The 11,900-nt window shown below is 73.6% G+C and carries 11 protein-coding genes; 4 read left to right on the forward strand and 7 right to left on the reverse strand.

Going from position 1 to position 11,900, the window contains the following annotated elements; genetic code table 11:
• Positions 1–18: 18 nt before the first annotated feature.
• Positions 19–1,350, forward strand: coding sequence for an aminotransferase class I/II-fold pyridoxal phosphate-dependent enzyme (locus ABT112_RS22300; protein WP_351512172.1), 1,332 nt, complete (start codon positions 19–21; stop codon positions 1,348–1,350).
• Here ABT112_RS22300 and ABT112_RS22305 read toward each other — a convergent pair.
• Positions 1,341–2,324 carry a DMT family transporter gene (locus ABT112_RS22305; RefSeq protein ID WP_351512174.1) on the reverse strand — a complete coding sequence of 328 codons (984 nt, stop codon included), beginning with the start codon at positions 2,322–2,324 and terminating at the stop codon, positions 1,341–1,343. The genes ABT112_RS22300 and ABT112_RS22305 overlap by 10 nt on opposite strands.
• Positions 2,325–2,397: 73 nt before the next feature.
• Between ABT112_RS22305 and ABT112_RS22310 the strand changes: the two genes are divergently transcribed.
• Entirely contained in the window at positions 2,398–3,300 is a 903-nt protein-coding gene (locus ABT112_RS22310; protein ID WP_351512176.1) for a LysR family transcriptional regulator, read from the forward strand.
• Positions 3,301–3,384: 84 nt separating this feature from the next.
• Here ABT112_RS22310 and ABT112_RS22315 read toward each other — a convergent pair whose 3' ends face one another.
• Positions 3,385–3,846, reverse strand: a complete 462-nt coding sequence (locus ABT112_RS22315; protein ID WP_351512178.1) for a pyridoxamine 5'-phosphate oxidase family protein — start codon at positions 3,844–3,846, stop codon at positions 3,385–3,387.
• Between the two features lie 204 nt (positions 3,847–4,050).
• On the opposite strand from ABT112_RS22315, the gene ABT112_RS22320 reads away from it, so the two are divergent.
• Positions 4,051–4,695 carry an isochorismatase family protein gene (locus ABT112_RS22320; protein ID WP_351512179.1) on the forward strand — a complete coding sequence of 215 codons (645 nt, stop codon included), beginning with the start codon at positions 4,051–4,053 and terminating at the stop codon, positions 4,693–4,695.
• A gap of 47 nt (positions 4,696–4,742) precedes the next feature.
• Here the strand turns inward: ABT112_RS22320 and ABT112_RS22325 are convergent, their stop codons facing one another.
• From ABT112_RS22325 to ABT112_RS22335, 3 genes are all read right to left on the reverse strand, one after another.
• A complete protein-coding gene (locus ABT112_RS22325) occupies positions 4,743–5,186 on the reverse strand; it encodes a Rieske (2Fe-2S) protein (protein WP_351512181.1) in 444 nt (147 codons plus the stop codon).
• A gap of 89 nt (positions 5,187–5,275) precedes the next feature.
• The gene (locus ABT112_RS22330) at positions 5,276–7,345 is read right to left on the reverse strand and encodes a S9 family peptidase (protein WP_351512183.1); all 2,070 of its coding nucleotides are present in this window, start codon (positions 7,343–7,345) and stop codon (positions 5,276–5,278) included.
• A gap of 101 nt (positions 7,346–7,446) precedes the next feature.
• Positions 7,447–7,839 carry a RidA family protein gene (locus ABT112_RS22335; RefSeq protein WP_351512184.1) on the reverse strand — a complete coding sequence of 131 codons (393 nt, stop codon included), beginning with the start codon at positions 7,837–7,839 and terminating at the stop codon, positions 7,447–7,449.
• A gap of 233 nt (positions 7,840–8,072) precedes the next feature.
• On the opposite strand from ABT112_RS22335, the gene ABT112_RS22340 reads away from it, so the two are divergent.
• Positions 8,073–9,212, forward strand: a complete 1,140-nt coding sequence (locus ABT112_RS22340) for a GDSL-type esterase/lipase family protein (protein ID WP_351512249.1) — start codon at positions 8,073–8,075, stop codon at positions 9,210–9,212.
• A 191-nt stretch (positions 9,213–9,403) separates the two neighbouring features.
• Here ABT112_RS22340 and ABT112_RS22345 read toward each other — a convergent pair whose 3' ends face one another.
• Both ABT112_RS22345 and ABT112_RS22350 read right to left on the reverse strand, forming a co-directional pair.
• On the reverse strand, positions 9,404–10,546 hold the full coding sequence (locus ABT112_RS22345) for a tetratricopeptide repeat protein (RefSeq protein WP_351512186.1): 1,143 nt from the start codon (positions 10,544–10,546) through the stop codon (positions 9,404–9,406).
• Positions 10,543–11,853, reverse strand: a complete 1,311-nt coding sequence (locus ABT112_RS22350) for an ATP-binding protein (RefSeq protein WP_351512188.1) — start codon at positions 11,851–11,853, stop codon at positions 10,543–10,545. The genes ABT112_RS22345 and ABT112_RS22350 overlap by 4 nt, the downstream gene beginning before the upstream one ends.
• Positions 11,854–11,900 lie beyond the last annotated feature (47 nt).

Genomic DNA, 11,900 nt, shown 5'->3' on the forward strand with positions numbered 1-11,900 from the left:
TAGTGCATAATGTGCTTTGTGCTAGGAGAGTATCGGATCGAGGGTCGGCGCGCAGCCGACATCGCGGCGAGTGTGGAACGGGCCGTCGGTGCCGGGCACCTGAGTCCGGGCCAGTCACTGCCCCCGCTGCGGGAGCTGGCCGGGGAGCTGGGCGTCAACCCCAATACCGTGGCCGCCGCCTACCGGACCCTGCGGGACCGGGGGGTCATCGAGACCGCGGGCCGCCGGGGCAGCCGGGTCCGGGCCCGGCCCGCCACCACGCCACGGGAGTCGGTGCGGGTGGAGGTGTCCCCGGGCGTCCGTGACGCGGGGTCCGGCAACCCGGACCCGCGGCTGCTGCCGCCGCTCGCCGACGCGCTGGCCGCCGCCGCGGCCCGCAGCGCCCGGCGTCCGGCGCTCTACGGTGACGCCTCGGTCGGCCCGGAGCTGGAGCGGCTGGCGCGGGCCTCGTTCGCCGAGGACGGAGTGCCCGACGGCCCGGTCGCCGTGACCTCAGGCTCGCTGGACGCCATCGAGCGGGTGCTCGCGGTCCACCTCCGGCCGGGGGACGCGGTCGCCGTCGAGGACCCCGGATGGGGGAGTCTGCTGGATCTGATTCCCGCGCTCGGGCTGCGCGCCGTCCCGGTCGCCGTGGACGACGAGGGCCCGCTGCCCGCAGACGTCGCCCGTGCCCTGGCGGCCGGGGCGCGGGCGCTCGTCGTCACCGACCGGGCGCAGAACCCCACCGGCGCGGCCGTCGGCGCGCGGCGCGCCGTGGAGCTGCGGGACGTGCTGGCGGACCGGCCGGACGTCCTGCTGATCGAGGACGACCACGGTCACGGCATCGTCGATCTGCCGCTGCACCCCCTGGCGGGGACCTCGGCGCACTGGGTGCTGGTCCGTTCCACCGCCAAGGCGTACGGGCCCGATCTGCGGCTGGCGGTGCTGACCGGCGACGCCGTGACGATCGACCGGGTGCTCGGCCGTCAGCGCCTCGGGCCGGGCTGGGTCAGCCATCTGCTCCAGGAGGCCGTGGTGCACCTGTGGCGGACGGCCGCGGTGGATCACCGGGCCGTGGCCGCGGACTACGGCACGCGGCGGGACGCCCTGGTGGCCGCGCTGCGGCAGCGCGGTCTCGCGGCGCACGGCCGCAGCGGGATGAACGTGTGGGTGCCGGTGCCGGACGAAACGGGCGCGGTGGCCCGGCTGTTGCAGGCCGGCTGGGCGGTGGCCCCGGGAGCCCGCTTCCGGGTGGCCTCGCCGCCCGCGGTGCGCGTCACCGTCTCGCCCCTGTCCGCCGACGACATCGAGCCGGTGGCGGACGCACTGCTGTCCGCCACCGGCACGGCTTCCGTGGGGCGCTACGACTGACGCGTCGCCCGGGGGCGGTGCTGTGTCAGCGCGGCTCCGGCCAGCACGATCAGGGCGCCCACCGGGGTGTTCCAGCTCAGGTGCTCACCGAGGACCAAAACGCCCGCCGCCGTGGCGATGACCGGGATGAAGTACGTGACCGTGGTGGCCGTCGTCGGGCCCACCTCGGCGACCAGCCCGTACTGGAGCAGGAACGCCAGCCCCGTGCCCAGGGCCCCCAGGGCCACCACCGCCAGCAGCGGCACCACCGGGAAGGTGGTCGGCAGGGTGGTGAACAGCGGGGTCACCACGGCCAGTTGCGCGGTGCCGAGCAGCAGCTGGGCGCCCGACATCGACAGGTGCGAGCCCCCGGAGGCGGCGAGTGTGCGGCGGACGTACACCCAGCCGACGGCGTAGCTGAGCGAGGCGGTCAGGGCCATCGCGGTCCCCGCGGGGTCCTGACCGGAGAAGCCCTGCCAGGCGCCGAGCACGGTCAGCACACCGACGAATCCCAGCCCCAGACCGGCGACCCGGCGCCGCGTCGGCCGGTCCTCGGACAGGGCGACCACCGAGAGCACCATGCCCCACAGCGGGGTGGTGGCGTTGCAGATGCCGGCGAGTGTGGAGGGGATGGTCAGCTCGGCGTAGGCGAACAGCGTGAAGGGGAGCGCGTTGAGAAAGAAGGCGGAGACGGTCAGATGGCCCCAGGTGCGCGCGCCGCGCGGCAGTCGCTGCCGCTTCACGGCGAGCACGGTCAGCAGCACCGCCGTGCCGAACACCATCCTCCCGAGGGTGACCTGGAGCGGCGCGTAGGCCTCGGTGCCGACCTTGATCAGCAGGAAGCTGAAGCCCCAGATCAGGGACAGCAGCGCGAACCGGATCCGCCAGTCCACGGCGGAGCGGCGGGGGCCGGGCTCCGGCGGGGCGGAGGAGACGGCGGGGGACGGGGTCGTGGTCGACGGGGACGGGGGCCGGGCGGCGGCGACTGCGCTCATGGCCTCCACGATGCGGCGTTGGACTCCGTAGGACAAGCGAGAATTCGTGGCGTCATAGATTAGTATCGCTTACATGAATCTCGACCGCCTCCGGACCCTCGACGCCGTCGCCCGCCATGGCTCGGTGAGCGCGGCCGCCGACGGGCTCCACGTCACCACCTCGGCCGTCTCCCAGCAGCTCGCGAAGCTCGAACGGGAGGCCGGGCAGCAGCTGCTCGCGAAGAACGGGCGCGGCATCCGCCTCACCGACGCCGGCCGGCTGCTCGCCGAGCACGCGGCGCGGATCCTCTCCCAGGTCGAGCTGGCCCAGTCCGACCTGGAGGCGCACCGCGGCCAGGCGGTGGGCGAGCTGTTCCTGGGCGCCTTCCCGACGTCCGCCCGCGGTCTCTTCCCGCAGGCGCTGGCGGCCCTGCGCGCCGATCACCCGCAACTGCGCGTCCGGCTCCAGGAGATGGAGCCCGACGTGTCGGTGACCCGGCTGGCGCGGGGCGAGATCGACCTCGCCGTCGTCCTCGACTGGTACAACAAGCCCATCTCGCTGCCCGAGGGGCTCGCCAAGGCCCCGCTGCTGGACGACCCCGCCGATGTGGCGATGCCCGCCTTCCACCCCCTCGCCGACCGCACGGCGGTCGACCTCGAGGAGTTCGCCGACGACGAGTGGATCTCCTGGCCCGAGGGCGAGTTCTGCCACGACTGGCTGATGTTCACCCTCCGCGGCAAGGGCGTCGAACCCCGCATCTCCCATCTGGCCGAGGAGCACCACACCCAGCTCGCCCTGGTCGCCGCCGGCCTCGGGGTCGCCATCGCGCCGCGCCTCGGCCGCGGCCCCGTACCGGCCGGGGTCCGCGTGGTGCCCGTCCGGCACACCATGCGGCGCCACATCTACGCGGTGTGGCGGGACGACGCCGACCGCCGGCCGTCCATCCGGGCCGCGGTGGACGCCCTCCGCAGGGCCGCCCGGAACGTCGAGAGCTGACCGCCCGGCGGCTCCTCCCGGAGGCGTCCCTGCGCGCCGTCTCCCGCGGCGGGCGGTCCTCCGGGGCGCCCGCGGCGCTGCCCGTCAGGCCATCTTGCGGAAGTCCCAGGACACCACGGTGTCCGGGACGAGCCGCAGCCAGGCGTGGCGCCCGTCGTGCGGCATCCGGTCGAGGCCGAAGTACTTCGCGGCGAACAGCCGCTCCGGGGCGTCGAGTTCGGGGCACGGCTCCCCGGTGCGCGGCGCCTCGCCGACGAACACCCCCGTGCCGGACAGCTCCACGCCCCGCAACTCGCCGTACGCGTCGCCGTCGTCGACCACCACCGCCAGCCGCGGATCGTGGCGCAGCTGCGCCCAGCGGCGGCTGCGGGTGAGGGAGTAGAGCCAGAGCGCGGTCCCGTCCCAGCCGAACCAGAGGGCACCGGCATGGGGGTGCCCGTCCCGGCCGACCGTCGCCACCCGGCAGGTGCGCCGGTCGGTGAGATACGCGTCGAGCTCCTGCGGCTCCATCATGATCCGGCGGCCCCGGCGCTGTGTGGCGGACACCCCTCCACCTCCCATGGCTGACGATGTATCAGAAATCATGGGTGGCTCTTCCCCGGCAGCGCAAGGGTGGCTAGGGTCCGGCCACGGACTTCCCCGGCGGACCGGAAGCCCGCCCGGCGCCCCGCTCGTCCGGGCGGAGCCCGGCCGCGCCCTGCGGGTGCCCGCGGTCCGGGAGAGCCCGAGGCCGTCGGCGAAGGAGGCGTCATGGTGACGCGGGAACAGCTCACCGGACAGCTCGACCCGGCGACCACCGCGCTGCTCACGGTGGAGTGCCAGGAGGGAGTCGTCGGTGAGGAGGGCGCGCTGCCCGAACTGGCCCGGGAGGTCCGCTCGTCGGGCGCCCTCGACCGGGTCGCCGCACTGGTCGCGGCGGCCCATGACGCGGGGGTGCAGGTGCTGCACGCCATCGCCGAGCGGCGCCCGGACGGACGCGGAGCCAACCGCAACGCCCGGCTCTTCCGGGCCGCCGAGCGGCTGCCCGTCCAGCAGCTCGCCGGTTCGGCGGCCGTGCGGATCGCCGCCCCGATCCCGGTCCACGACGAGGACCTGCTCGTCCGCCGGCTGCACGGCCTCTCACCGCTCGCCGGCACCGAGGTGGACGCCCTGCTGCGCAACCTCGGCAGCCGCACCCTGGTGGTGGCCGGGGTCTCGGCCAACGTCGCCGTCCCCAACACCGTGTTCGACGCGGTCAACCTCGGCTACACCGCGGTCGTGCCCGCGGACGCCATCGCGGGCGTGCCCGCCGAGTACACGCCCGCCATGGTCCGCAACACCCTGGCCCTGGTGGCCACCGTCACCACCGCCGACGAGGTCGCCGCCTGCTGGAGGCGGCCGCGCCGGCCGCGCTGACGGGGCCACGGGCAGGGTGGTCTTTTCGGGTAGTGGTCCGGCAGCGGTCAGGCCAGCTTGATCGAGTCGCCCTCGACCTTGATCTCCTGCTTGGGCAGCGGCTTCGTGGCCGGGCCCTCCTTCACACTGCCGTCCATCACGTCGAACCGGCTGTGGTGCAGCGGGCAGCCGACCGTGCCGCCGGAGACCTCGTTCAGCAGACTGCCCTGGTGGGTGCAGACCGCCGAGAACGCCCGGTAGTCGCCCTTGGTGGGCTGGGTCACCACGACCTTCTGGGCCGGGAAGACCTTGCCGCCGCCCACCGGGACGTCGGCGGTCGAGCCCAGCGTGGCACCCCCGCCCCCGCCACCGGACTCGGTGGCGGCGCCCTGCTCCTCGGTGTCGCCGCCCGCGCCGCACGCGGTGAGCGCGGCGGCGAAACAGACGGCGCCGGCCGCGGCGAAGACATGGCGGCGGCTCGCGGTACGGCCCGTCCCGTCGGTTCCGGTCATGGTGCTGGTCCCCTTCGCTGTGGCCTTATCGGTGCCCCGGTCCTCCCGACGACCGGTGGTGATCTGTACGGAGCGCCCGGCGCGGACGTTCAGATCCCCAGTGCCCGACGGAGAAAGTCGAGCTGGAACCGGAGCAGATCCCCGGCGACGTCCTGCCGCACCGCTCGGTGCGCCACCCCGGACAGCGGCAGCACACTGTGCGGGCGGCCGGCGGCGAGCAGTGCCGCCGACAACCGAAGCGTATGCGCCACCGCGACATTGTCGTCGGCCAGGCCGTGCATCAGCAGCAGCGGACGCCGCAGGCCGGGCGCGTCGGCCAGCAGCGAGGACCGGTCGTAGTTCTCCGGCTCCCGGTCCGGATGCCCCAGAAAGCGCTCCTTCCAGTGCGTGTCGTAGAGCCGCTGGTCGGCGGGGGCGGCGCCCGCGGCGGCCGCGTGGAAGACGTCCGGACGCCGCAGCACCGCCCCGGCCGCCAGATACCCGCCGAAGGACCAGCCGCGGATCGCCACCCGGCCGGTGTCCAGGTCCGGGAACTGCTCCCCGGCCGCCCGCAGGGCGTCGACCTGGTCCTCCAGCGCGGGGCCGAGCGCGTCGCCCCGCACCTCCTTCTCCCAGGCGGGGCCGCGGCCGGGGGTGCCGCGGCCGTCGGCCACCAGCACCGCGAAGCCCTGTTCCGCGAACCACTGCGACACGGACGCGAACCAGGTGCGGGCCCGCACCGCGACCCGCAGGGCCGGGCCGCCGTACGGGTCCAGCAGCACCGGCAGCTTCCCGCTGCCCGGTTCGTACCAGGACGGCAGGTACAGCGCGGTGCGCAGTCGGCGGCGGCCCAGGCTCAGCAGCCGCGGCCGGACGGCCACCGCCGGTTCCTCGGCGAGACAGGCGATGCGGGCCGGCGGCCGGCCCTCGCGCAGCACGGTGGCGTACGGGCCCTCGGGGGTGGTACCGGTGAGGAGCACCGTGCCCCCGCCGGCCGCGGCCGAGTGCAGCCCGGGCCCCGCACTCAGCCGGACGCAGCCGCCGTCCGGTTCGTACGCCCAGACGTGCTCCTCGGACGGGTCCTCGTTCGCCAGGAAGAGCACCCGTTCGCCGGTCACCGCGAGCACCGCGCGCACCTGGAGCCCGGGCGGCGTGCGGCCCTCCGCGCCGATCCGCAGCCCCCGCGTGCCGTCCGCTTCGTACGGGCGCACCAGAGCCCCCGCGTCCGTCCGGGCCGGGGCACCCGGCACCAGCTGGACCCACGCCGGATCGCGCTGCTCGTGCAGGACCTCCGTGTCCCCGGAGCCGGGGTCGGCGGCGAGCACCCGCACCGTCCGCTGGTCCCGGCTCTGCACGGTGATCAGCGGTCCGTGGCGGTCCCACCGGGCGTCGGCGACGTACTCGAACCGTTCCCGGTCCGTGTCCACGGCGGTGCGGCTGCCGTCCAGCCGGAGGATGTGCAGCGAGACATCCGCGTTGGCGGTTCCCGCCGCCGGATAGGGAACGGACCGCGGCGGGCGCTCCGGGTGGGCCGGGTCGGCGATGTACCACCGCCGCACCGGCGCGGTGTCGACCCGGGCGACGAGCAGCGCGCTGCCGTCCGGCGCCCACCAGTGGCCGCGCAGCCGGCCCATCGACTCGGCCGACACATGGTCCGAGAGCCCGTAGCCGACCTCCGGTCCCTCCGGCTCCGCCAGTGACCGGTCCTCTCCGGAGGCCACGTCCACCACGTGCAGGGCACGGCCGGTGACGTAACCGATGTGCCGTCCGTCGGGGGAGGGGCGCGGGTCGACCACCGGCCCGGCCGCCGGGACCCGGAAGGGCCGCCCGTCCGCGGTGCGTACCGCCCACAGCGCTCCGTCCAGCGCGAAGACCGCCAACCCGGCCCGCCGGTCGGTGGCGTACGCCGTCACCCCGTCCGAGGCCTCCCCGGCCCGCTCCCGCCGGACGAGCTCCTCCTCCGGGGGCTCCGTGCCGCCGCCCAGCGCGAGCGGATCGGCGAGCAGCCGTTCGCTCCCGTCCTCCTCCTGCACCCGGAGCCGGCCGACCGGGTCACGACCACCCGACGTCCGGAGGAACAGCACCCGGCGCCCGTCCGGGGAGACGGTGAACTCCCGCGGCACACCGAGGGAGAAGCGGCGAGTACGGGCCAACTGGTGGGGAAAGTCTTCGAGATGCATGTCGACACTGTGACAGGGCCCTTCCCGCGGCCGGCGGACCGAGTCGGGGCCCCTCGTTCGGATCAGGCACCGCGAGCCCGGCCTGATCCGAACGCCATGCCCTAAGGGAGAATCGCGTCGCACTCCACCTCGACCAGCCAGGCAGGGTCGACGAAGCCGGACACCTCAACGAACGTGCAGGCCGGCAGGACGGACGCGAATCGCTCACCGTGCGCTCGCGCGGCCTCCTTCCAGCGCGTCACGTCGGTGAGCATGACGCGCGTCCGTATGACGTCGTCCAACGACGCCCCGGCCGCGGACAGCGCGCGTTCGGCGATGTCCAGACACCGCACTGTCTGGGCGTAGACGTCGTCGGGCCCGGCCGTCGAGCCGTCGTCCGCGATCGGGGCTGTGCCGGCGACGGCCACGTGGTTGCCCTGTCGCACCGCTCGCGACATGCCGATCTGCGGTTCCAGAGGTGAGCCCGAACTGACGAGCTGTCGATGGTGTTCCATGGCGCCATGCTGTCAGACGATCTTCGATGAACTGCGAGCGCCCGGTGCCGCGGCAGATCCGGTATCTCCGAAGCCGAACCATGGTCATCGCAGGTTGGCGATCACTAGGGTTCGTGACAGTGAAGTCCGAGTGGTGGGGAGTGCGGGGGCGGCAGGGGAGCGGATGCCTGCGGTTGCGCCCACATCCGCTGTCTCGGAGCGTTCGATCGGGGACAGGAGCGGTGACGATGGTGATGCGGGCGGTTCCGCTGGTGGGCGGTCCGGTGGAGTTACGGGGTGCGCTGGACCTGGAGGTCACGCCGGCCGGGGTGATGCCGCGCCGGCTTCCGGCGTGGACCAGGCAGCAGTACCAGGACCCGTCGGTCTACGGGGTGACGCTGATGCCGTCCGGTGTGCGCCTGGTGTTCCGCACCGACGCGCGAGAGCTGGAATGCGAGGTGCTCACCTCCACCGGGCAGCTCGACACCGACCCCGAACCACGCCCGACCGGGATGCTGGAACTGCTGGTCGACGGTGTCCCCGCCGGACGGCAACAAGCCCCCGTCGGGAACGTACTGCGGATGGCGGGTCCCGGCGCCGAGCAGCGACTGATCCCCGGCAGGCCGGGCACCGTACGGTTCACCGGGCTCCCCGGCGGCATGAAGACCGTGGAGCTGTGGCTCCCCCAGCAGACCCCCACCGAACTGGTGGCCCTGCGCGCCGACGGTGAGGTACTGGCGCCGCTGCCGGACGGACGGCGCCGCTGGGTGCACCACGGCAGTTCCCTCAGCCACTGCATCGAGGCCAACGGGCCGACCGGCACGTGGCCGGTGGTGGCCGCCGCGCTCGGGGGAGTGGAGGTCATCAACCTCAGCCAGGCGGGCAACGCGGTCCTGGACCCCTACGTCGCCCGGACGATCCGCGATATGCCCGCCGACCTGATCAGTCTCAAGACCGGCATCAACATCGTGAGCCTGGCCGCCTTCCGGCGGCGGACCTTCGGCCCGGCGGTCCACGGCTTCCTCGACACCATCCGGGACGGACACCCGGACACCCCGATGCTGATGGTGTCCCCGGTGAGCTGCCCGGCGCTCGAAGAGGCTCCCGGCCCGACCACGACAGGCCCGGACGGCAAGGTCAGGGCTCTGGGCACACCGGCCGATGTGGCCGGTGGCGCCCTGACGCTGACGGTAATTCGCGAGGAGCTGGCCCGCATCGTCGCGGACCGGCAGACCCACGATCCCCACCTCCACTACCTCGACGGACGCGACCTGCTCGGCCCGGAGGAGACCGACGACCTGCCCGACGGCCTCCACCCCACCGCCGCCGCGTACCGCCGGATGGGCCGGCGCTTCGCGGACCACGCGTTCGCGGACGACGGTCCTTTCCGCTGAGAGAGCCGGGTGAGGGAGCGGGTGAGGGAGCCGGGTGAAGGAGCCGGGGGTCCCACGAGGGTTCCCTCACCGGTTCGCCTCACCGTGGGACAACCGTGCTCGTCACCGTGGGACACCCGTGCTCAGCGCACCGAAGCCCGATGCCCGAAGTCCGAGGCCCGCAGCCCGAAGTGCCTCGTGCCCGCTACCGCTCAGCGTCCGCGGCCCGCCCGGTACGCCTGCCGCACCCGGGGACGGTCGACCCACATCGTCAGCAGCGTGGTCACCAGGGCGATCCAGAAGACCGTCCGCGGAATCTCCCGGCCGGTCCACGGAACCATCACCGTGACCAGCGCGCACACCGTCACCGTCACGGCCTGTCCGAGGGCCAGCCGTGCCCAGCCGTCGCGGCGCAGGAGGGACCGCACGTTCAGCCGGACCCCCTTGCGCCGCTTGCGGTAGCGCAGCAGCGCACCCAGGGCCCAGACCGCGGCGAGCACCAGCACGTCCCACAGCCGCTGTCCGAGGGGCAGCGGCAGCTGTCGCGGGGCTTCGTCCGGCCAGAGGTCGAGGCCGACGGCGGTGACGAGCAGGCACAGCAGGGCGAGCCAGCGGGTGCCGCGGAGCAGCCGGTAGGTGGCGGCATCCAGGTCCGCCGCCATCGCCGGCGAGTCCGGGGTGACGCCGAGGGCGTCGGCGAGCGCGTCCGCGGCCTCGGACGCCCGTACACCGGGGGCCTTCACGGTCTCCCGGGTGTGGCTGCTCAGCGCCTCGCTGTGCGTGGGGTCGATGCGCAGGATGGCGCGATTCATCTCGTGGAGCGTGGCGTCGTCCCCGGACAGATTGGCGATGAACCGGCGGACCTCGTACGGGCGCACCTCTTCGGGCGCGAGCCGTATCGCCTCCTCCACCAGTTCGACGGCCTCGCCGGCCACGGCAGCGACGTCCTCGTGGGTGAGGTCGCTCTGCCCGTTGGTCCGTACCCGGTGGATGATGGCCTGCCGCAGAACGAAGTCGGCGAGCATCGACCAGCAGCCCCAGAACTGCGGTCGCACCCGCACCGCCTCGCGCAGCGTCTCCACCGCCTTGTCGATGCCCTCGCCCCCGGCGATCAGCAACTGCGCGTGCAGCAGGAGAGCGTTGACGTTCTCCGGGTCCTGGCGCAGGGCCTCCCCGGTCGCCGCGAGGCCTTCTTGCGGACGGTCCAACGTATGGCAGCAGCGGGCGAGTTCGGTCCATGCCGTCACGTCGTCAGGTGCCTCGGTGACGCGGCGTGCGAGGAGTTCGCGCGCCTCCTCGTGCCGCTGGAACGACACGAGCGCTTCGGCGCGCTCGACCGCCTGGTCCGTACTCACAGCTTGCGTTTCCTCTTCAGATGGGCGACGAGATCGTCGTACTGGCCACCGTCGTTCGCGTACATCGCCACGTTGCGGGCGGAGGCGAACCACGGCTCGGTGGACGGCACGATCTGCCGGGCCGCACCGAGCAGGTCGGGCATCCCGATCATGCGCACGGTTCCGGTACGAGCCGAGTCGAGGAGCGCCGTCTCGGCGGCGCTCTCGCAGAGGTGGGCGAGGTCGGCGCCGGAGAATCCGTCGGTCAGCTTCACCAGCTTGCCCAACTCGACCTTCTCGATGGGACGGTCACGCAGGTGATAGCGGAGGACGGCCTCCCGGGCCGCGGCGTCGGGCGGCAGTACGAGCAGGGTGCGGTCGAAGCGGCCCGGGCGGCGCAGGGCGAGGTCGACGTCCCAGGGCACATTGGTGGCGGCGAGCACGAAGACACCCTCGTTGGCGGCGGCGTCGATGCCGTCCAGCTCGGTGAGGAGCTGGTTCACCGTGTTGCGCATACCGCTGGACTGGGTGCGGGAGCGCTTGCCGCCGAGCGCGTCCAGTTCGTCGAGGAACACCACGCACGGGGCCTGGCGCCGGGCCTCCTCGAAGATCTGGTGCATATTGCGCTCGGAGTTGCCGATCCACATGTCGAGCACGTCGTTGACGGACACGGAGAGGAATCCCGCCCCGAGTTCACCGGCGACCGCCCGCGCCACGAACGTCTTGCCGCAGCCCGGGGGACCGTACAGGAGGAGTCCGCCGCGCAGACTCTTTCCGTAGAGCCTGCGCAGTTCCGGGTTGCGCAGAGGGGCCAGGAACGCGGCTTCGAGACGGTCCTTGACCTCCCGCATCCCACCGACATCCGCGAGGCGTACGGCGCCGGGCACCTCCACATCCCAGGCAGCGGCGTGACCGGGGTCGCCACTGCCGTCCTCCGCGAGCGGTGCCTCCGTGCGCGAGGTCGCCACGCGTGGTGTCCCCACTTGCGGGGTCTCCACACGTGGCGTCCCCACGCGTGGCGTCTCCACACGTGGTGTCTCCACGAAGCGCGGCGGCACGGCGTCACCGATTTCGTCCTCGGCGGCCTTCCAGTCGAAACCCTGTCGTGGCGCCGGAGTTGCCGGAACTCCCATCGCCCGTGACATCAACTGGCGCGCCTGCGCGTCGCCCGGGGCGTGCTGGAGTGCGACGGCGACCTCGGCGACGGCGGCGTCAGCGGCCCCCGCGTCCAGGAGCAGTTCGGCGAGGTGCAGTCGCAGCGGCACGTCCTGGGGCGCGGCGGCGACGGCGGTCCTCAGACTCTGGATCAAGGGGGAATCGGCCGACATGGCGCCCACTCTACGAAGTGGGCGCCGGAGCCCGGAGATGGGCCCCG

It is taken from the genome of Streptomyces sp. NPDC002055 (genome assembly GCF_040296705.1).
GTDB lineage: Bacteria > Actinomycetota > Actinomycetes > Streptomycetales > Streptomycetaceae > Streptomyces.